Annotated in this window: 21 protein-coding genes; 11 read left to right on the top strand and 10 right to left on the bottom strand. The window is 59.8% G+C overall.

Going from position 1 to position 20,894, the window contains the following annotated elements:
* Positions 1–179: 179 nt before the first annotated feature.
* Positions 180–1,106: a universal stress protein gene (locus tag DFS28_RS04590; RefSeq protein WP_111448757.1), complete on the top strand. Its 927-nt coding sequence runs from the start codon at positions 180–182 to the stop codon at positions 1,104–1,106.
* A 137-nt stretch (positions 1,107–1,243) separates the two neighbouring features.
* Here DFS28_RS04590 and DFS28_RS04595 read toward each other — a convergent pair whose 3' ends face one another.
* The gene (locus tag DFS28_RS04595; RefSeq protein WP_111448758.1) at positions 1,244–2,056 is read right to left on the bottom strand and encodes a class I SAM-dependent methyltransferase; all 813 of its coding nucleotides are present in this window, start codon (positions 2,054–2,056) and stop codon (positions 1,244–1,246) included.
* A gap of 50 nt (positions 2,057–2,106) precedes the next feature.
* Positions 2,107–2,376, bottom strand: a complete 270-nt coding sequence (locus DFS28_RS04600; protein ID WP_008156937.1) for a DUF4242 domain-containing protein — start codon at positions 2,374–2,376, stop codon at positions 2,107–2,109.
* A 181-nt stretch (positions 2,377–2,557) separates the two neighbouring features.
* Here DFS28_RS04600 and DFS28_RS04605 point away from each other — a divergent pair, with 181 nt between their 5' ends.
* Positions 2,558–3,550: an AraC family transcriptional regulator gene (locus DFS28_RS04605; RefSeq protein ID WP_111448759.1), complete on the top strand. Its 993-nt coding sequence runs from the start codon at positions 2,558–2,560 to the stop codon at positions 3,548–3,550.
* Positions 3,551–3,559: 9 nt separating this feature from the next.
* On the opposite strand, the gene DFS28_RS04610 is transcribed toward DFS28_RS04605, so the two are convergent.
* From DFS28_RS04610 to DFS28_RS04620, 3 genes are all read right to left on the bottom strand, one after another.
* Positions 3,560–4,771: a cytochrome c biogenesis protein DipZ gene (locus tag DFS28_RS04610; protein ID WP_111448760.1), complete on the bottom strand. Its 1,212-nt coding sequence runs from the start codon at positions 4,769–4,771 to the stop codon at positions 3,560–3,562.
* A gap of 342 nt (positions 4,772–5,113) precedes the next feature.
* Positions 5,114–5,326, bottom strand: a complete 213-nt coding sequence (locus tag DFS28_RS04615; protein WP_111448761.1) for a hypothetical protein — start codon at positions 5,324–5,326, stop codon at positions 5,114–5,116.
* 48 nt (positions 5,327–5,374) lie between these two features.
* A complete protein-coding gene (locus DFS28_RS04620; protein WP_111448762.1) occupies positions 5,375–5,638 on the bottom strand; it encodes a DUF2790 domain-containing protein in 264 nt (87 codons plus the stop codon).
* Between the two features lie 305 nt (positions 5,639–5,943).
* Here DFS28_RS04620 and DFS28_RS04625 point away from each other — a divergent pair, with 305 nt between their 5' ends.
* Positions 5,944–6,684, top strand: a complete 741-nt coding sequence (locus DFS28_RS04625; RefSeq protein WP_111448763.1) for a response regulator — start codon at positions 5,944–5,946, stop codon at positions 6,682–6,684.
* Entirely contained in the window at positions 6,681–7,982 is a 1,302-nt protein-coding gene (locus DFS28_RS04630) for a HAMP domain-containing sensor histidine kinase (protein WP_111448764.1), read from the top strand. The genes DFS28_RS04625 and DFS28_RS04630 overlap by 4 nt, the downstream gene beginning before the upstream one ends.
* Positions 7,983–8,106: 124 nt before the next feature.
* On the opposite strand, the gene DFS28_RS04635 is transcribed toward DFS28_RS04630, so the two are convergent.
* From DFS28_RS04635 to DFS28_RS04645, 3 genes are read right to left on the bottom strand one after another with little or no spacing between them, the layout of a single operon-like run.
* On the bottom strand, positions 8,107–8,517 hold the full coding sequence (locus DFS28_RS04635; protein WP_111448765.1) for an SRPBCC family protein: 411 nt from the start codon (positions 8,515–8,517) through the stop codon (positions 8,107–8,109).
* A 28-nt stretch (positions 8,518–8,545) separates the two neighbouring features.
* Positions 8,546–9,343, bottom strand: coding sequence for an SDR family NAD(P)-dependent oxidoreductase (locus DFS28_RS04640; protein WP_111448766.1), 798 nt, complete (start codon positions 9,341–9,343; stop codon positions 8,546–8,548).
* A gap of 2 nt (positions 9,344–9,345) precedes the next feature.
* A complete protein-coding gene (locus DFS28_RS04645) occupies positions 9,346–10,362 on the bottom strand; it encodes an aldo/keto reductase (RefSeq protein ID WP_074877873.1) in 1,017 nt (338 codons plus the stop codon).
* Between the two features lie 117 nt (positions 10,363–10,479).
* On the opposite strand from DFS28_RS04645, the gene DFS28_RS04650 reads away from it, so the two are divergent.
* From DFS28_RS04650 to DFS28_RS04680, 7 genes are all read left to right on the top strand, one after another.
* On the top strand, positions 10,480–11,394 hold the full coding sequence (locus DFS28_RS04650) for a LysR substrate-binding domain-containing protein (protein ID WP_111448767.1): 915 nt from the start codon (positions 10,480–10,482) through the stop codon (positions 11,392–11,394).
* A gap of 165 nt (positions 11,395–11,559) precedes the next feature.
* Positions 11,560–13,632 (top strand): type VI secretion system tip protein VgrG, encoded by a 2,073-nt coding sequence (locus DFS28_RS04655; protein ID WP_111448768.1) that lies wholly within the window; start codon positions 11,560–11,562, stop codon positions 13,630–13,632.
* On the top strand, positions 13,629–14,483 hold the full coding sequence (locus tag DFS28_RS04660; RefSeq protein ID WP_165933966.1) for a DUF4123 domain-containing protein: 855 nt from the start codon (positions 13,629–13,631) through the stop codon (positions 14,481–14,483). Before DFS28_RS04655 ends, DFS28_RS04660 begins: the two co-directional genes overlap by 4 nt.
* The gene (locus DFS28_RS04665; protein ID WP_111448769.1) at positions 14,480–15,253 is read left to right on the top strand and encodes a hypothetical protein; all 774 of its coding nucleotides are present in this window, start codon (positions 14,480–14,482) and stop codon (positions 15,251–15,253) included. The genes DFS28_RS04660 and DFS28_RS04665 overlap by 4 nt, the downstream gene beginning before the upstream one ends.
* A 12-nt stretch (positions 15,254–15,265) precedes the next feature.
* Positions 15,266–17,455: a lipase family protein gene (locus DFS28_RS04670; protein ID WP_111448770.1), complete on the top strand. Its 2,190-nt coding sequence runs from the start codon at positions 15,266–15,268 to the stop codon at positions 17,453–17,455.
* Between the two features lie 340 nt (positions 17,456–17,795).
* Positions 17,796–18,158 carry a DUF6124 family protein gene (locus DFS28_RS04675; protein ID WP_111448771.1) on the top strand — a complete coding sequence of 121 codons (363 nt, stop codon included), beginning with the start codon at positions 17,796–17,798 and terminating at the stop codon, positions 18,156–18,158.
* Between the two features lie 88 nt (positions 18,159–18,246).
* Positions 18,247–19,167, top strand: a complete 921-nt coding sequence (locus tag DFS28_RS04680; RefSeq protein WP_111448772.1) for a LysR substrate-binding domain-containing protein — start codon at positions 18,247–18,249, stop codon at positions 19,165–19,167.
* Here DFS28_RS04680 and DFS28_RS04685 read toward each other — a convergent pair.
* Both DFS28_RS04685 and DFS28_RS04690 read right to left on the bottom strand, forming a co-directional pair.
* Positions 19,088–19,684, bottom strand: a complete 597-nt coding sequence (locus DFS28_RS04685; protein ID WP_111448773.1) for a DinB family protein — start codon at positions 19,682–19,684, stop codon at positions 19,088–19,090. The two genes, DFS28_RS04680 and DFS28_RS04685, sit on opposite strands and share 80 nt — an antisense overlap.
* A 78-nt stretch (positions 19,685–19,762) precedes the next feature.
* Positions 19,763–20,887 carry an NAD(P)/FAD-dependent oxidoreductase gene (locus DFS28_RS04690; protein WP_111448774.1) on the bottom strand — a complete coding sequence of 375 codons (1,125 nt, stop codon included), beginning with the start codon at positions 20,885–20,887 and terminating at the stop codon, positions 19,763–19,765.
* Positions 20,888–20,894: the final 7 nt, after the last annotated feature.

The raw sequence follows: 20,894 nt of genomic DNA on the forward strand, positions 1-20,894 counted from the left end.
CCCACGGCCCCAAGTAATCGTTCTGGATATCCTCGCGCCCGGCCAACGCATCCGGCACCCGCACGAACCTCAGCCAGCACCCGGTTTACGGACGGAAGGTTGATCATGGTCAATACTTAGAGCCTGGATGTGCGTCGCACGAGCCGCACGTCGGGCGGCTAATCCACGGGAGGTTCGTCATGTCTGGTCAATCCCGCTTCATGCTGGTTGCATCACCGCTGATGGAGCACAGCCCCGCTTTCGACAGGGCCGCTGCGCTGGCCAAGGCCGAAGACGCGGCGCTGCACATCGTCGCCTTCGATTACCTTGAAGGCCTGGCGACCGCCAGTCTGGTCAACGAAAAGGCCCTGGAACAGATGCGCGTGGGCTACGTCGAGCGCCACCGCCAATGGCTTGAGGAACAGGCCCGCCCCTTGCGCAAAATCGGGGTCCACGTCACCACCGAAGTGGCCTGGGTCGAACGCCCGTTGGAGGAAATCCTGATTCACCTCAAAGAGCAGCCGATGGATGTGCTGATCAAGGCGCTGGAGCACGAATCGCTGCTGTCGCGGCTGATGTTTACCCCGCTCGATGTGCACTTGTTGCGCGAATGCCCGGTGCCGCTGCATTTCGTCAGCCACGCCGTGCACGCCTTGCCGAAAAAGATCGTCGCGGCGGTCGACCCCTTTCATCGCGATGACCATTACAAAACCTTCAACGACCGGATCCTCCACGAGGCGGCAAAACTGGCGAGCGCCTGTAATGCCGAGCTCGATCTGGTCTACGCCTATGACCTTTCATCCATCAGCGCCGACGAATTCGGCTTCGATAATGGTTCGGCGTTCTTCTCGTCGGGCAAGGCCAGGACCGTATTCGATTACCAGGAAGATGCCTTCAACGACCTGGCCGAGCGCAACGGCATTGCGCCGGAGCAGCGACACATGATCATGGGCAACCCGTCCAAGGTCCTCACCCGCTATGTCGATGCCTATGACATTGACGTGATTGTCATGGGCCGGATCGGCCATCGCGGCATGGGCCGGCTGATCGGCAGTACGGTGGAGCATCTGCTGTACAAAATGCCGTGCAGCGTTTGGGTGGTGTACACCGAACGGCTGGATGAATAATTGCCCCTCGACAAAACACCACAAACCCTGTGGGAGCGAGCCTGCTCGCGATGGCGGACTTTCAGTCAACATCAATGTTGAATGTAAGGCCCTCATCGCGAGCAGGCTCACTCCCACCGGGGTTTTGTGTTGCCAGATCAACGCCGGGTGATCACCACCTCCAGGTATTCACTCGGCACCACCAGCGATTTTTCTCCTGCTCTATTCATGCGGTTGATCAGTTCGGTCAGGTCGTTTTCCAGCGCTTGGGCGCCTTCAGGAGGCAGCGCTGCGAAGGCTTTGTGGACCGGGCCGTACCAGGTGCGGAACGTGTCGATGAAATGCTCGGCCGAGCGGTAACGGAAGTTGAAGGTCTTGCGCGCCACCTGGAGGAGAAAGTCACGTTCGTCGAACTGCGTGTTCAGCCAGGCTTCGGTGCCCCACTGCGAAGGCGGTTGAGCGCCCGGCGGTGGCGGCAGGTGGCGGCCGAGTGTCTTGAACATCTGGCCGACAAACCCTTCGGGCGTCCAATTGGCGAGGCCAATCCGCCCTCCTGGGCGACAAACCCGCGCCAGTTCCGCCGCCGCCTTGGGCTGATCCGGGGTAAACATCACACCGAAGGTCGAAAGCACGGCATCGAAGCTGGCATCCTCGAACGGCAAGGCTTCAGCGTCAGCCACTTGAAACATCACGTCCAGGCGTTCTGCCCTGGCCCGGTCTTCGCCGCGTTCCAGCAGCGCGGCCACATAGTCGGTCGACGTGACGTGGCAACCACGGCGCGCGGCAGCGAGCGTCGCGTTACCGTTGCCGGCGGCCACGTCGAGCACGCGTTCATCGCAAAGCAGGTCGCAGGCCTCGGCCAGTTGCTCGCCAACGATCTGCAAGGTGGTGCCGATCACCGCATAGTCGCCGCTGGCCCAAGAGGCCATTTGACGGTTTTTCAAGGCAGTAAGATCAATGGGTGTACTCATGGATTCTTTCTCTGGCGGAGTTGGATCACTGAGCAGGAACCGGCGGACGCTTACTCCGCCGTCGTGGGATCGATAATGCTCATGACCTGGGACACGCTGTTGGCAGGGAAACCACCCTGCCTGGCGTGTTCCCGGATGAGCTCAGCGTTCGGCGCGATGTACACGCAGTAGAGCTTGTCACCGGTGACGTAACTCTGAAGCCACTGCACCTCTGGCAGATCGCGCAACACCTTGCACGATTTTTGCGAGACGGCTTTCAAATCCCTTTCTGACAGTGTTCCAGCACCTGGAATCTCGCGTTCTATAACGAACTTAGGCATGGCAACCTCTCATTCTTGTTATTGATGACAGGGTCGGCTGACCCTGTGTGCCAACTATCGCGCCGAGCAACGCTGGCGTCCTGTCCGATCGTCGGCCAACCCTGCCCGATCGTCCGGAGATTTCACGCTGTGCGGCGACAGGCTCACAATCCAAAGAATCTGCCCGCACGGAAAAACCACCATGGACGCCCTGTCCCAGACGCTGCGCGTCGTCCGCCTGGTCGGCGCGATTTTCATCAATGCCAGGTTCACTGCCCCCTGGTGCTACCAATCGCCGAGCGCCGACACGGCGGCGCCGTTTCTGGAGCCCGGCGCCGAGCGCGTGGTGATCTTCCACTTGATCACCGAAGGCGAGTGTTATGTCGAACTGGGTGATGATCCGCCGCTCCTGCTGACGGCCGGCGATGTGGTGGTTTTTCCGCAGGGAGACGCCCATCGCATGAGCTCACAACCTGGGCTCGCGCCGGCCACCGGTGCGCGGCTGGAAGTGGTGCTGGCGCGGCGTCCACGGCAATTGAGCTATGGCGGTGGCGGCGCGGTAACGCGGTTGGTGTGCGGCTATCTGGCCTGCGATACCCGTCTGGCCGGCATGTTGCTGACCGGGTTACCGGCGGTGGTCCGGGTCAATGTGCGCGGCTCGAATGCCGGTATCTGGCTGGAATCGTCGGTCCGTTATGCATTGGCCGAAGCGCGCTCGCCCCGCCCCGGCGGCGAAGGTGTGCTGGCGAAACTGGCCGAGGTGTTGTTCATCGAGGTGCTGCGCCTGTACATGCACGAACAGGGCGAAGGTCGCACCGGTTGGCTGGCGGGTGTGGGCGACCGGATCGTTGGCGCCGCCCTGAACGCGTTGCACAAAAAACCGTGTCACGCCTGGACCCTGGATGAACTGGCGCGTACTGCCGGCACGTCAAGATCGGTGTTGGCGGAGCGCTTCCAGCAACTGGTGGGAAGTTCGCCGATGCAGTACCTGACGCAATGGCGGATGTTGCTGGCGGCTAACCTGTTACGCAGCAGTAACAGCTCGTTGATGCGGATTGCCGAAGAGGTGGGCTACCAGACCGACACGGCGTTCAGTCGGGCCTTTCGCCGAGAGTATGGAGCGCCACCGGCGGCGTGGCGGCGCAGTCAGGAGAAAAAACCAATGGCCCACGGCGCGCAGCCTGTGAGCCATTGATTTGAAGGTTTATGCGGCGGGTGCTTTAGCCTCTTCCAGCAACTGCTGAATCACTTTCTCCTGGGTCTCGTAGCGGCCTTCACCAAAGTGGGTGTAACGCACCTGCCCCTTGGCGTCGATCAGGTAGTGAGCCGGCCAGTACTGGTTGTCGAAATTGCGCCAGATCGCGTAGTTGTTGTCGATGGCCACCGGGTAGGTGATGCCGAGCTTTTTCACCTGATCCTTGACGTTGTCGATGATGCGCTCGAAACCGTATTCAGGGGTGTGGACGCCGATCACCACCAGGCCATCCTTCTCGTATTTCTTCGCCCAATCCTTCACGTAGGGCAAGGTGTGCTGGCAGTTGATGCAGTCGTAGGTCCAGAAATCCACCAGCACCACTTTGCCTTTCAGGGACTCGTTGGTCAGGGCTGGCGAGTTAAGCCATTGCACTGCGCCGGAAATTGACGGCATGGCGCCTTGGGCATTGTCCATGGACGAGTCTGCGCTGACCTTGCTGACCAAGTAATCGACAACCTTCGGCACGGTTTCCAACAGCCCTTTCTCGATGCTGCTGACGCCTTCGGATGAAGTGCCGGCCAGCAGTGTTTTGTCGGCCCCGGTGGAAATCACCGCCGCAGCCGCCAGCACCGCAACACCCGTACCACGACGCAGCCAACCGGTGACCGGAATCGATGCTTTCAGGCGATTGACCAGGCCGCGACCGGCGAAGATCAAAGTGCCCAGGGACAATGCACTGCCCAGGCCGTACGCCACCAGTAACAGGCTGGTTTGAGCGTTTGCGCCTTGCAGCATGGCGCCCGTGAGGATGACCCCGAGGATCGGTCCGGCGCACGGTGCCCAGAGCAGGCCGGTGGCAACGCCGATCATGATCGAACTCAACGGGCCGGACATTTTGCGGGTGTCCGGATCGAGACGGTTGCCCAGCGCCACGAAGGGACGGGCCAGCCAGTCACCGACACGGGCGGAAATCAGCGACAGGGCGAACAGCACCATCACGATCAGTGCGACGTGACGGCCGGTGTTGTTGGCGTGTATTACCCACTCGCTGCTGACCACGGCCAGGCTGGAAATCAGGGCGAAGGTCAGGACCATGCCGCCGAGGGTGAGCAGGATCGAGGATCGTGTGCGTTTAACACCGGCGAACAGGAACGGCACGACCGGGAGGATGCAAGGGCTGAGGACGGTCAATATGCCGCCCAGGAAAGCGATGAGAAACATGGATGTCACCTTGAAAATGGTGGTTAGTATTCGAAATCCACCCCTCACCCTAACCCTCTCCCCAGAGGGGCGAGGGGACTGACCGAGTGGTTTGGTAGAAATTCTGCGACCTGAAAGTCCGAGTCGAACTCAGATTTTGAAAAGCATGGAGATCTACCCCCTTTCCCCCTATCCCCCTATCCCCCACAGGGGAGAGGGGGCTGACCGAGTGGTTTGGTCAAAATTCTGCGACCTGCGATTACAAGTCGAACTCAGATTTTGAAAAACATGGAGATCTGCCCCCTTTCCCCCTCTCCCCCATGGGGAGAGGGCTGGGGTGAGGGGTGGCTCTCACTGACATCCTCAAGCCGTCTGGTTTTCCAGCTGCTGGCCCTGCGGCGTCCGGCTCGAACCATCCTCTGCCAGAAAGGCGCTCCCACCCGTCTCCCCCACCGGCGTCAGCTGAAAGCAAGTAGCGCTGCCACAGCTTTTCTGTTCAACAGCCGCGTTGGCATGGGCAGCGGCGCCAGCCGCGGAGAAGGCAATGGCAGTCAAATAGCGGGTGACGTTGTTCATGATGGGCTTCCTGTTTCAATGGGGATGGGCCATGGGTCAGCGCAGGACTCAGTTGTCTGAGTTGCAGGCATCAGCCAATTTGCGATAGTCCAGAACCTGGGTTTTGTTATGGGAATCCAGGTAAGTCAGCTGGGCATCCACCACCCCACAGGAAGGCGAGGCGTCCTGTTTCAGCGACACCACTTTCTTGATGTCCAGGTGCGTGCCGTAGGTGTAGGTTTTAGCGGAAACATCGGCTTCGGCGCGGGCCGACAAGGTGCAGATGTTCAGGGCGGCAAACAGGCAAGCGGCGTAGACGGCTTTGGTGTTCATGGTGGTTTCCTCAAGGCTTCGATAGGTCAATCGTTTAGTGGGCCGAGGCGGTTTGATTTGCCTCGATGGAACCTATTAGAAGCCCGCGAGGTATCCCGACTGTGTCGGGAACAGGCGCGGGTAAATCGGTACGTATCAGAACCGGGCCGGGATACAGAGCGATACAAAAGCCCTGAAAATGAGTGTTTTTGCGTCCACGTGTATCCGCCGACAGGCCAGATACACTGCAATACAAAGGACTGCGGGCGAGCGGGCCAAGGCTCGATAGACTGCGCGACATCCCCCATCTACAGAGGCCTGGCCAAATGGAACACGTCGATCACATTCTCATCGTGGACGATGACCGCGAGATCCGGGAACTGGTAGGCAACTACCTCAAGAAAAACGGCCTGCGCACCACCGTCGTGGCGGATGGACGGCAAATGCGCAGCTTCCTGGAATCCACGCCGGTGGACCTGATCGTGCTCGACATCATGATGCCGGGCGACGATGGCCTGATGCTGTGCCGTGAGTTGCGCGCCGGTAAACACAAGGCCACGCCGGTGCTGATGCTCACCGCGCGCAACGATGAAACCGACCGCATCATCGGCCTGGAAATGGGTGCCGACGATTACCTGGTCAAGCCATTCGCCGCCCGTGAACTGCTCGCCCGAATCAACGCCGTATTACGCCGCACGCGAATGCTGCCGCCCAACCTGGTGGTCACCGAAAGCGGTCGCTTGCTGGCCTTCGGGCGCTGGCGCCTGGACACCTCGGCCCGGCACCTGCTCGATGAGGACGGCACGATGATCGCGCTCAGTGGCGCGGAATATCGGTTGCTGCGGGTATTCCTCGATCACCCTCAGCGGGTACTCAATCGCGATCAATTGCTGAACCTGACCCAAGGCCGCGATGCCGACCTGTTCGACCGCTCCATCGACTTGCTGGTCAGCCGCTTGCGCCAGCGCTTGCTGGACGATGCCCGCGAACCGGCCTACATCAAAACCGTGCGCAGCGAAGGCTATGTGTTTTCGCTGCCGGTGGAAGTCCTCGGGGCGCCCTCATGAACCTCTCGATGCACTGGCCTCGCACGCTCGCCTCGCGGCTGTCGCTGATCTTCCTGATCGGCTTGATTCTCGCGCAGGCGCTGTCTTTCGGCGCGCAGTACTACGAGCGCTACCAAAGCACGAAAAACACCATGCTGGGCAATCTGGAAACCGACGTCTCGACCTCCATCGCCATCCTCGACCGCTTGCCGGCCGAAGAACGCATGAGCTGGCTGCAACAACTGGATCGACGCAACTACCGCTATTTGTTGAACGAAGGCTCGCCGGGCGTGCCCATGAGCGATTCACCGATGGCGATGACGTCGATCAAAGAGGCCATCGGCAAGGATTACCCGATGACGATGACCGACATCCCCGGGCCGGAAAAACATTATCAGGTCCACCTGAAACTGGCGGACGGCAGCCCGGTGACCATCGACATTCGGCCCTCGATGGTGCCGTTGTCGCCGTGGCTGCCCATCGTGTTGCTGGGGCAACTGGCACTGATGCTCATCTGCACCTGGCTGGCCGTGAGAATCGCCATCCGCCCTCTCACCCGCCTGGCTCAGGCGGTGGAGACGCTGGACCCTAACACCCACGCGGTGCACCTGGACGAAAAAGGCCCGACCGAAGTCGCGCATGCCGCCAAAGCGTTCAATTCGATGCAGGCGCGCATAGCCGCTTACCTCAAGGAACGCATGCAACTGCTGGCGGCGATTTCCCACGACCTGCAAACCCCGATCACCCGGATGAAACTGCGCGCCGAATTCATGGACGACTCCGCCGAGAAAGACAAACTCTGGAATGACCTTGGCGAGATAGAACACCTGGTGCGCGAAGGCGTGGCCTATGCCCGCAGCGTTCATGGCGCCACCGAAGAAAGTCGCCGCACCAATCTGGATTCGTTCCTCGACAGCCTGGTGTTCGACTATCAGGACATGGGCAAAGACGTTCAGCTGGGCGGCAAAAGCGACGCGGTGATCAACACCCGGCCGCACGCCTTGCGGCGGGTGCTGGTGAACCTGACGGACAACGCGCTGAAGTTCGCTGGCGCCGCCGAGTTATGGGTGGAAGCGAAGGCTGACGGCAGTTTGTCGGTGAAGGTGATGGACCGCGGGCCAGGGATTGCCGAGGAGGAATTGGCCCAGGTGATGGAACCGTTTTATCGCGTGGAGAATTCGCGTAACCGCAGTACCGGCGGGACCGGGTTGGGGTTGGCGATTGCACAGCAGTTGGCGTTGGCGATCGGGGGATCGTTGACGTTGAGTAATCGTGAGGGGGGTGGGTTGTGCGCGGAGCTTAAATTGCCGGCTCAGTAGCTGATCGTTCCCACGTTCTGCGTGGGAATGCAGCCCGGGACGCTCCGCGTCCCTTTCGAGAGCTGGAACGCGGAGCGTCCCTTGAGGCATTCCCACGCAGAGCGTGGGAACGATCAGTTCAGGGTCAGGCCGGGTAGTTGGCGCGCAGGGCTTCGAGGCCGCCCTGGTAAATCCCGGCAAACAAATCCTCAACCTCTTTATTGCTCACACCGACAGGCGTAAACCGCCCGGACCACGTCACTCGCGCGCCCTGCCCCTGCGCTTCAACACTGATAGTCGCCAGATAGTCAGTTGCCGGAAACGGTGCCTGCAAAATCGAATAGCTGTAAGTCTTCCCGGCGTTATCAAACGCCTCCAACCGTTCAACCACCACTGCCCCGTCCGCCGTTTGCAGGCTACGCACCCGGCCGCCTTCACTCAGCTCGCTTTTGGGAATAAACGGCAGCCAGTCCGGCAGCGTATTAAAGCCGCCAATCAATTGCCAAACCTGGTCGGTGGTCGCCGGGATATCAATAAACGCTGATGCTGTAGCCATGAAAATATTCTCTCTCAATCAATAAGGTTCAAATCGCCATGCTGTCGACGACGCCGCCGTCGACCCGTAAAGCTGCGCCAGTAGTGGCCGAAGACAGCGGCGAGGCGATATAGGCCACCAAGTTGGCGACCTCCTCGACATCCGCCACGCGCTGGATGATCGAGGTCGGCCGAGCCTTGCGCACGAAGGCGTCGGCTTCTTCCCGAACGCTGCGCCCCGATTTGTCAGTGGCGTCCTTGAGCATCTGCTCCAGGCCATCGGTCAACGTCGGGCCAGGCAGGATGGCATTAACCGTCACCCCAGTGCCCGCCAGCCGTTTGGCCAAACCATGGGACACCGCCAGGTTGGCGCTTTTGGTCACGCCGTAGTTGAGCATGTCGGCCGGTGTTGCGACCCCGGATTCCGAGGACAGGAAGATCACCCGACCCCAGCCCTGCTTGACCATGTCCGGCACGTAATGGCGGGACAGGCGCACGCCAGAGATTACGTTGACCTCATAAAAACGCGTCCACTCGCTGTCCGGCGTGTCGAAGAAATCCACGTCGTTGAAGATCCCGAGGTTGTTCACCAGAATGTCCGCCCGTGGTTCGGCGGCGAACAACAACTCGGCGCCTTCGGCAGTGCCGAGGTCTGCGGTCAGGCCACGCAACTGCGCGTCCGGCACGCTCTGGCGAATGCTTGCCAGCGCCTGTTCGACCTTGGCCGTCTCGCGGCCGATCACCACCACCGTGGCGCCGGATTCGGCCAGCGCCTTGCTGATGCCCAGGCCAATGCCGGCGGTGCTGCCGCTGACAATGGCGAGTTTTCCACTCAGATCGATTTTCATGCTCAACCTCCAATGATCGGCAATGGCGCACGTTCGGACACCAGTTTCGCCTCGCGCATCGCCTGCCAGAAAGCAGCGGGAATGACCGCCGACATCGCGGCAACGTCTTCAGCAATCCGGTCGGGACGGCTGGAGCCTGGAATCACTGCCGCCACGGCCGGGTTAGCCAACGAGAATTGCAACGCAGCAGCCTTGATGTCGACACCATGCGCGGCAGCGATGCGTTTGATCTGCTCGACTTTATTGATGATCGCCGGGCTGGCCTTCTGGTATTCGAAGTGTGTACCACCGGCCAGAATGCCCGAGCTGTAAGGACCACCGACCACGATCTCGACGTTCTGCGCCAGCGCGGCGTCCATCAAGCGTTGCAAGGCACGATCGTGATCGAGCAGCGTGTAGCGACCGGCCAGCAGAAAGCCGTCCGGCTGGGCTTCGGTCAAATCCAGGGTCAGCTCGCACGGCTCAACCTTGTTCACGCCCAGGCCCCAGCCCTTGATCACGCCCTCTTCGCGCAAACGGGTCAGTACCTTGAAGGCGCCGGTGCGGGCCTGGTTGAAGTATTCCAGCCATTGATCACCGTAGAAGTCCTGGGCGATGTCATGCACCCAGACGATGTCCAGACGATCGGTTTGCAGGCGCTTGAGACTGTCTTCGATGGAACGCAGCGTGGCGTCGGCGCTGTAGTCGTTGACAATCTTGTTCGGGCGGCCGTGTTCGAATACTCCGCTTTTTTCGCCCAAGTCACGGGCCGCGGCGTCTTCGACTTCATCGAGAATCACTCGGCCAACTTTGCTGCTGAGTACGTAGTCGTCGCGGTTGTACTGGGCCAACGCGGTGCCCAGGCGAATTTCCGACAGGCCCGAACCGTAAAACGGTGCGGTGTCAAAGTAACGCACGCCGGCATCCCAGGCGGCGTGGACGGTAGCCAGCGCCTCGTCTTCAGGAATGGCACGGAACATGTTGCCCAATGGGGCGGTGCCGAAACCGAGGGCGCCAGGTAGTTTGTCTTTCAAGCTCATGGGGTTTTCCTCTTGAGTGTCAGGGTCAGCAGAGGTGACCGTTGAGCAGATCCTAGATTGCGATGTTCGGACCGTCCAAGACATAATGTGCAGCACTTGAGTCCCTATAGGTCTGACATGATCGACATCCGCCAATTGCGCTACTTCGTCGCCGTCGCCGAAGAAGAACACGTCGGTCGCGCCGCCGAACGCCTGCACATTTCCCAGTCACCCTTGAGCCGGCAGATCGCCCAGCTCGAAGAGCGCCTGGGGCTGACCCTGTTCGAGCGCAGCCAGCAACGCATTCGCCTGACCCGCGATGGCCAGACTTTCCTGGCCGAAACCCGTGCCCTGCTGACCCACGCCAATCGCCTGGAATCCCTGGGCAAGCGCCTCGGTCGCGGTGAAGAAGGCGGCTTGTGCATCGGCTACATCGAAAACGCCATGCACGCCGGCGTCTTGCTCAATGCCTTGCGGGTACTGCGGGTCGACCGGCCGAACGTGCACGTCGCGCTGTACAACCTCAATTCCGCCGAACAACTCGAAGGCCTGCGTCAGCGTAGTCTGGATATCGCACTGGTCAGCGAACCGCCCGTCGCCGACGATCCGGACCTGCTGGGTTTTCAGGTGCTGGACGATCCGATGCTGCTGGCCCTGCCCGAGCATCATCTTTTGGCGAACCACACCACACTGACCCCGGCGGACCTGGCCGATCAGGAATGGATCGGCGTGCAACCCCGCCAGGACGCCGCCAGCCGCGACGACTTCGTCAGCGCCTGCATCCGCGCCGGTTTCACCCCGGACATTCGCATGGAAGCCACTGAACCGTTTACCGCGCTGGGGTTAGTCGCATCGGGGCTGGGCATCGCCATGATCCAGAAAGGCCTGAGCCGCAACGCACCACCCGGCGTGGTGCTGCGGGAAGTGCCATGGATTTCCTTCACCACGCCGCTGTGGGCCGCGTGGCACCGGATCAATTTGCGACCGCTGGTGGAAACGTTCAGGAAAGTGCTGACAGAATCCGGCCCGGGTCACCCCCAGACTGATGTGTAACAACATTTTGGGAAGCGTCTGACATCAATTCCTATGCACCCTTGGTAGCGTTGCACCGAACCCGGCTCCAGGACGTCCTGTTGTGATCTGGCCATGGAAGGCCTTTCACGCGTGTTGCATCAACGTCCCGGAGCCTGTGCCACGTCACAGGACAAGGAATCATGGATGTTCGACGCTAACCCTCACTCCCGTTTCAGCCTCACGATCAAAGACATTGAACATGACCTTCAGGTGCTCACATTCACCGGCAAGGAGTTCATCAGCCAGCCTTACGCCTTTGAAATCGAACTGGTCAGCGACAGGCAGGACCTGAACCAAGACAGCTTGTTGAACAAACAAGCCTTCCTCGCCTTCAACGATGCTGGCAACGGCATTCATGGGCAAATTCATTGCGTGGGCAAAGGCAGCCTCGGTAATCGCCTGACCCGTTATACCGTGACCCTGGTGCCTCGATTGGCGTATCTCGACCACCGCAACAATCGCCGCATTTTTCAGAAAATGACCGTCCCGCAAATCATTGCGCAGGTACTGGAAGGCCACGGCATCAATCGTGATTTTCACCAGTTTCAGGTGGGCGGCGACTCTCCGGACCGAGAGTATTGCGTTCAGTACGACGAGTCGGATCGCCAGTTCATAGAACGCCTATGCCAAGAAGAAGGCCTGCACTACCACTTCCAGCACAGCCGCGAAAAACATGTGTTGGTGTTTGGTGACGACCAGACCGTTTTTCCCAGGCTCGACCGTCCAACGCGCTATAAGCATCACAATGGCATGGTCGCCGAAACGCCTGTGATCAGCCACTTTGACGTGCAAGTGAAAGCAGGTACCAGCCGCACCACTCGCCGCGATTATGACTTCAACAAAGCGCGTATCTTGCTGGAGGCCGAGAGCAGGTCTGATATGTCCAGGACTCAGCCGGATCTGGAGGATTACCAGTACCCCGGCCGTTTTTCCCAACGTGATCGCGGCAAGCTGTTGAGTCGACGCGCACTTGAGCGTCACCGCGCCGAGTGCCGTGTGGCGCGGGGTAAAAGCGATCAACCCGCGCTGCTCTCCGGGCACTTCCTGCCGCTGTCCGAACATCCGGACGAAGAATGGAACGACCTGTGGTTGCTGACCGAAATCGAGCATGAAGGGGCGCAACCGCAGGTCCTGCAACAGTACGCGACCTACACCGGCACCGACGATCAAAATGGCTTTCAGGGTTATCGCAACCAATTCCTCGCCACGCCTTGGGATGTGATCTACCGCTCGCCGCTGACCCATGACAAACCACGCATCGCCGGCAATCAGAGCGCAGTGGTCACCGGCCCGAAAGGCGAGGAAATCCACTGCGACGACTACGGTCGGGTCAAGGTGCAGTTCTTCTGGGATCGCGAAGGCTGTCACGACGATAAAAGCAGTTGTTGGCTGCGGGTCTCCTCCCTCCTAGCCGGTAATGCCTTTGGCGGCGTCGCCGTGCCTAGAGTCGGCATGGAGGTCCAGGTCAGTTTTCAGGAAGGCGACCCCGATCATCCCGAAATCATTGGATGCCTCGCCAACAGTGCCAACCCGGTGCCCTACGAATTACCTGCAAATAAAACCCGTAGCGTATTCCGCTCCCGCAGTTCGCCGGACAGCACGGGGTTCAACGAACTGCACGTTGAAGACCGTGCCGGCCAGGAGTTGATTTACCTTCGCGCCCAGCGGGACATGGAACAGCGGATAGAGAACGACAGCCGAATGGAGATCGGCAACGAGCAGTGCACCACCGTCAAGGGCGACAGTTTTACCGTGCTGCAAGCCACCGAACATCGAACAACCACCGGTGACCGGCACATACAGCTCAAGGCCAACGATTATCTGCAAGTTGCCGGCAACAGCCACACCCACGTTGATCAAGCGCTGGTGCTAGGCGCTGGCCGTCTTATTATTGCCGAGGCAGGTGATCACGTGATTTTTAACGCCGGGTCAAGCTTCACAATCAACGCAGGTGGAGAACACTTGGTGGTGGGCGGCGGTGGGATTTTCGGCAGCAGCGAACTCCAGATTGGCGGAGCTCCCATGCGTGCGCCAGCCGCCTCAATCGCAATGCCTCGGTCAGTTGACGGCTTGTCTGTACCACCTGAACTGCCGCCTATGCTCGCGTCGTCCCAGCCCGCACTGATGGCGGCAAGCAACGCGCTGGCGGCGGACTTTTGCCCGATCTGCGAAGCCTGCCGTGATGGCGTCTGCCTCACGGAAGGAGCGGCCGCATGATCAACGTACTCCCCCGCCAATGGATGAACGAACAACGCCGCTCGGGCCATGAGTTGTGCCTGGTGCTGGACTCGCAGAACGAACGCGAAACCCGTCAGCTGTTGTTGAAGGCCAGCGGACATGACCAGTACTTGAGCGTCTACAACGGCACGACCCTCGCGAATCTGGCCGATGCCGGTCCGTTCATCTTCACGCTGGATCCGTCCGGCGACAGACGCCTCGATGACCTGCTGGATCATCCAGAACGCAACTGGGGCTGGCTCGCGAGCGTGGAAAAAGGCGCCTTGCGCCAACTGGTCAGTCACTGGCAAGAGCGGTTGATTGTCGGGACGCGCCCCTATCAGGCGCTGTACCGCTTTCACGACAATCGAGTCTTGAGTCGGGCACTGCAACATTTGCCGGTCGAAGCGTATCCGGCCTTACTCGGGCCGGCGATCAGCGTGTGCTACTGGGACGGCACAGCCTGGAAAACAACGCTTAACCCCGCCCCCGGCACGCATCCGGTGCCGGACAACCCCCTCTGGTTGCGCACACCCCTGCCTCAACCCCAGGCCTCGGAAATTCGCCGGCTCAACGCCCACCGTTACTTGTTGGCCGAGCACGTGGAGGCCTACGCCAAGCTCGCCGAAGTGCATGACCCTGACGCGTGGTTGCGTGAGCGCTTGGCCCTGGCGGATGCATGGGGCTGGTTGGAGCCGCAGCAGTTGGAATTTCTATTGATTCAGAGTTTGCAGGCGCCAGGTTTTACGTTGTCACCGCAGTGGGAGGTGCGGGGGGATGAGAGTCCGGTGGAGCACTTTGAACGAGTGCGGCTGTTGGTGGGTTTTTGGCGGGGGGATGTGCCGATATGAAACGGATAGCAGGCATTGCAGGTGTGGGTTGTTATCTTGCGTTAGTCACGGGTTGCTCTACTGGGCAGCCTAATACATTCACTTTCACCGCCGATTTACCGCCCGATTTTGCCTATAAGGCCATCGCCGAGTACGTGCCCGCCAAAGGTGAAACCTGCACCGTGCCGGGGGGAAGGAATACGGCCGTTGGGTACAACATGAAGTGGCGTGAAAGTTACGCGCCGGATTCTGAAATTGCCATCTATCGGACGGTAAGTGGCTGCCCGCTGGTGATCAGGCGCATCAACCTGGAAATCAACTCTTCGTATTGGATACATCGGGGGGATTTCGGTGGAGATGGCGCAGTGGTCGTCATTCGCGATGATTTGGAGGAGCGGTACAAAGGCACTTTCAGCGAATCGGGTGAAAGTACTTTTTATGGTCAGTGCCAGTGGCTGTTCCGTACTTCGGGAGCCCAGCGACGCATCGTCAAAATCCTAGATTGCAAAGAAATCAACGCCCGAGGCGAGCTGGAGCGTGGCCACCCATATTCGGGGTACAGCCTCGATCAGCTACCGGGTAAGACCGTGAAGATGAAGATTACGTTGGCTGGCGAGGAAAGGCCTTATATGGATGATACCTGGGTAAAAGTTCCCAAAGGCTGGAAGCGCTGCATGGGAGACAACTTTGAAGATCAATACGCCTTTTGCCTCGGCAACTTCAAAGACTTCAGCAGTTTCCGGATGCCGGATGGAAGGCAATGCACCATTTACCCAGGCTGCACAGAATAAGGAGCGTTTGACATGGCGTCATTGGAAAAAGATCTGGAATCACGGTTGAGCAGTCGTATATTGGCCTGCCCAGTACAGGGGAAGTCGAGCAGTTTTCAGTTGGTTGACGAGGCGGGGTCGGGCGAACCCTACGCTGGATTGGCCTACACAGTTACTGACTCAGAAGGGCAATCCTACGGTGGCTATCTGGATACTAACGGCATCGGTAAGTTCACTAACCACTTTGCCGGCCCAGTAATGCTCCTCCTTGATCAAAAATATCAAGGACATGAAAAAACCTATATCGAACTGCAAAGCAGAGATAGTTACCCGCTCGAACTCACCGAACTGCAGGTCCGCGCCGAACAAACCCGCTATCTGAATCACAACTCAACCCGCACCCGGACAAATCCGGCACAAGACTGCGCAGATGAGTTCCTCCAAGTAGAAGTACGTCACTTGGTCAAGTACGTTTCCCACCTGCCGCCCGAGGTCTATCGTCATTATCCCCATAGCCCAAACCGAGCAAAAATCATGGGTGAATATGGAAAGCTCGGCATTGCGCTGATGCCCCTTAAACACACGGTTCTGGAAGTGCGTCCTCTGCGAGCGTTGCGACCAATGCTGTCGACCGCCCCAGAGTTTTGCGCGCTGAATCTCTACCAGCTCGCACTGATGGCTACGCTGAGCTATTGCCCTTTCGGGCAGCAGCCAGACGGTCATCCGGTTAAAACGACGACCGTAACCTTCCCTATACAACCCAGCGTGGGGAATTGGTTCGGCGATGCGTTGGCCAAGTTTGATGAGTTGTGGCGTGTCGATGCGGAGCAAAAAATAGCCTTCTACCCACTGTATGAAGATGTGCCGTACTCCAAGCGTCTCGAAATCGTGCCGTTCGATCCGGGCCTCTATGAAGTCAACAAACTCGATAAAGTAGATGATCAGGAGCACCCTGCCAAAACTCACTTTCTCGATGACAGGACGCTTGGTTCTGACGCGACTGATACACAAGCGTTCATCACTCACAACGACGAACTGATTCTGGTCGCCGTGCGTGGCACTTCCGAACTCATGGCGGACGGGCTGCGCGATGCCGACGCCTCTCAGGTGCCGTTTGAAGATACCGACGGCAAAGTACACCGAGGTTTCTACGAGTCTGCGCAGACCGCCTACGACTTCGTAACTAAATACCTCGAAAAATTTTACGCCGGACAGAAGCTTATGATCTGCGGTCACAGCCTCGGCGGCGCCGTTGCTTTGCTGCTTTCCGAAATGCTGCGTCGGCGTCCAGGCTTCGACTACACCCTCCAGCTCTACACCTACGGCGCCCCGCGCGCGGGCGACGCCAACTTCGTCAAGGGCGCGAAGGACCTGGTGCATCACCGCATCGTCAACCACAACGACCCGGTGCCGAGCGTGCCAGGCACCTGGATGGACACCAAGGCCGGTGTGTTCGGGGCGGGGTTGGCCTTGACGTTTGCCAACGTGCCGGCGGGTCTGTCGGTGTTCTTTGCGGGCATCACGAACTGGACGGGCGAGCCCTACGATCACCATGGCAAGTTGCAGCACTTCATGCCGGTAGAGTTTGAGCGTGGGAAAAAGTCCGCGATCCTGTGGGAACCCGGCTGCGACACCATCACCCAACATGCGGCATGCTCCTTGGCGATTCAGCAGAAAAACGGGCTGCCGCATCGGCCGCCATTGCTGGCGCAGATCCTCCAGGCCGGGAATCATTTGATGACCAGTGGGTATGTTCCGGCGTGTTGGGCGGTTCTGCTGCGGTGGAAGCAGGCGCACGATGAGAAACTTACGCGGATCACTGATAGCGAGTTTAATTGGGTCGAGGGCTCACTGGCACTAATCACCAGTCAGCTGCGTGAGATAGAACGTGATTTAAGGGGGCGTTCGCAGGCTTACGCTCGCACCCAGGAGAACAACATCCGCGCACTCAGCCTTGAAAAAAGCAAGATTGAGACCACAGTCGCACGCCTGAAAAGCATTCATCCTCAGAGGATTAGCGCACAAGCGCTTTACGGATCGCTGTCAGAACAGCCCGAGGAACTGACGAAAAACGTCGATCGTTGGCTGGCGCATCCTGAGAACAAGGTCAAGAACCCACTGGCCATGGCGCCGGTGGACCCGGATCAGGACGCGCTGATGGGTTCGATCTATGGGCATACCATCGGGGCGCCGTATACGCTGGATATCGATTCGATCTGTTAAACATTCCCTTGTTTAAAAAGCTTTCCAGGTTACTTCGCGAAAGCTACAGCGCCTTGCGTCATTGCCTACAGTTACGCCAGAATCCGCCGGCTTGTGCGCCTTGGGCCTGGGTTCTATCGTTTGCCGGTCGCTGCCAATTCAGCGTCCGGATTTGACCGTCCGAGTCAATCAAGGCGTGCACATGCCCAAGAAAAGTTCAGGCTTTTTTGCGGTGGCTGTGCGCGGGACACCTCCGGGTGTGCCGGATACCTTGATTTCCGGTCGGTCAACCCGCGTACAGCTGCCACCTTATTCGTTTGACCGCGGACGGTCGCAGCTCCACTAATCAAGGAGCACCACTATGTTCAAAGCCACACCCAATCCCCCGGAAACCGACGATGTTTCCCCCTACGCTTCCCTCGACTCCAAAAAACTCCACGAAGCCGCCGATCGCGCCCTCGACCACTACCTCAAACTGGCTGCCCACATCAAAGCCACGCCGCGCACACCCAGCACCCTGTTCATCGTCAATCCAGAGCTCGATACCGAAACCTTGCTGGCCCATGCGTGCGAATCGCTGGCCTCGGCCAATGTCATGACCATGGATCTGGCGGATCATATGGACGGGCCGAGTCGCAACTCCCTGCTGGGCATTGCGCAAGTCATCATGCTGGGTGAACTCGCGGTAAATCGGGCGCTGGATCAACTCGACCCGCCGGAGTAGCCCCTAACCCCGTGGCGAGGAGCTTGCCTCATCGCCACGGGTTTGGTGCTTTACTGAAAAGACCCCGAAATCCTGCGAGTAAACCCGCATGAACCGCAACGACCTGCGCCGCGTCGATATGAACCTGTTGGTGATTTTCGAAACCCTGATGTTCGAAAAGAACCTGACCCGGGCCGGGGAGAAGCTGTTTCTCGGTCAGCCCGCCGTCAGTGCCTCACTGGCCAAGTTGCGCGATCTGTTCGACGACCCGCGGCTGGTGCGTAACGGTCGGGTGCTGGAGCCGACCCAGCGCGCATTGGCGATCCTCAAGGAATTGCAGCCGGCGATGGACACCATCTCCGGCGCGGTCAGCCGGGCCAAGGATTTCGACCCGTCCACCAGCCGCGATGTGTTTCGCATCGGCCTGTCCGACGACGCCGAGTTCGGCCTGTTTCCGCCGCTGCTCAAGCAAATACGCGAAGAGGCGCAGAACGTTGTGGTGGTGGTGCGGCGGGTGAATTTTCTGCTGATGTCGTCGATGCTGGCCAGCGGGGAGATTTCCGTCGGGATCAGCTACACCACGGAGCTGCCAGCCAACGCCAAGCGCAAGAAGTTGCGTGACCTGAGCGTGAAGATCCTGCGCGGCGACAATCGCCCCGGCACCCTGACCCTGGATGAATACTGCGAACGTCCGCATGCGCTGGTGTCGTTCTCCGGGGATTTGACCGGGGCCATCGACAACGACCTCGCACGTATCGGCCGCTCACGCCGGGTGGTGCTGGCGGTGCCGCAGTTCGCCGGCCTGCGCGCCTTGCTGGCCGGCACCGATATGCTGGCCACGGTGCCGGACTACGCGGCGTGCGCGCTGATTGAAGGCAGCAGTCAGCTGCGGGCCGACGACCCGCCGTTTGACATCGTGCTGTCCGAACTGTCCATGGTCTGGAACGGGGTCAACGATAACGATCCGGCAGAACGTTGGTTGCGCTCGCGAATAGCCCAACACATGTCGGCGCCGCTGCCGGGGCATTAATCGATTGGAAAGCAGCGGGGTCGGTCTCGCGCAGGTACACCGGCAGGTCAGTGACCGGTGGCATGACCGGGATCTCGAAATACATCTGGATCACCCAGCCGCGGTGATAACTGGCGTGGTTGACCACATGCATCAGTATCGCGCCGGCGCTCATGATGCCGCTTTCCCCCGAGACAAAGCTAAACTCCACGGGTTTATCCAGCGAGGCATCGGTCTGCTGTTCGCTCCAGTCGCAGTACCAGTGATCGATGTCCTTTTGCGCCAGGCGCAGCTCGGCGAGTTCGGGGTGCAGCAGATCGTGTGAAGTTTTAAAGCCGTGCCCTCGGCCTTCGAGGTGGGCTCGCCAGATGCAGTCCACCACGTAGATGTGGTTCAGGGTGCCGATCATGTTCTTGAACACCGACACGCGCTCTTTATTGACCTCACCCGGTGGCAGTGCGGCCAGGCTGTCAAAGAGGCGTTGATTGGCCCAGCGTTTGTAATCGGCAAGCATGCGGGCAGTGCGTACGTTAATCATCGCAGGTCTCCCATTGTGATGGGCGCACTGCCAAGCATAGCCCTCAGGGCGAGCGGCATTGCAAACGCTGATTACCGGTCACTTCGCGACCTGCGAATGCGGGGTCAGATGGTCCACCACCCGATCGGCCAACGCCAGGCAACTCGTCAAGCCCGGTGACTCAATACCGAACAGGTTCACCAACCCCGGCACACCATGCTCGGCCGGGCCACTGATGACAAAGTCGGCCGCCGGTTCGGTCGGCCCGGTGATTTTCGGGCGGATTCCGCTGTAAGCCGGTTGCAGGCTGTTATCGGGCAATCCCGGCCAGTAGCGCCGGATCGCCTCGTAGAAGCCATCGGCTCGGCGTGGATCCACACGATAATCGACCTGATCGACCCATTCGACGTCCGGCCCGAAGCGCGCCTGGCCGCCCAGGTCGAGGGTCATGTGCACGCCCAGCCCCGCACTCTCCGGGGCCGGATACACCAGATGCCGGAACGGCGCCCGACCACTGAAACTGAAATAGCTGCCTTTGCACAATCGTGCCTCGGGAACGTACTGCGACGGCAAGCCTTCAATCCGGCTCGCCACCTCAGGCGCAAACAATCCGGCGCAATTGATCAACTCACGGCAGCTCAAGGTCATCGGTTGGGCACCGCCCATCTGCAGTTCGAAACCTTGCTCGGTGCAACGGGCCGACGTCAGCGGCGTATGAAAAACCAGCGATGTGCCGCTGGCCTCGGCATCTGCCTGAAGCGCCAGCATCAGGGCATGGGAATCGACGATCCCGGTGGACGGCGACCAGAGCGCAGCGACGCAGGACACTGCCGGTTCAAGTTCCCGCGCCTGTTCGGCATCAAGCCATTGCAAGTCATCGACGCCATTGCGCCGGCCCTGCTCCAGCAACTTCTGCAAGGCCGCGCACTGACCGTCATCGGTGGCGACGATCAACTTGCCCAGGCGCCGATAATCGACGCCGCGCTCATCGCAAAAGGCGTAAAGGCGTTGCTTGCCCTCCACGCACACTTGCGCCTTGAGGCTGCCGCTCGGGTAGTAAATGCCGGCGTGGATCACTTCCGAATTGCGCGAACTGATGCCCACGCCAATGCCCTCGCCCGCCTCGACCAGGATCACGTCCCGCCCGCTGCGGGCCAGGGCTCTGGCGACCGCCAGCCCGACCACTCCGGCCCCGACCACCACGCATTCGATATCGACGCTCACCTGCCCT

The sequence above is a fragment of the Pseudomonas sp. 478 genome (genome assembly GCF_003254125.1).
Lineage (GTDB): Bacteria > Pseudomonadota > Gammaproteobacteria > Pseudomonadales > Pseudomonadaceae > Aquipseudomonas.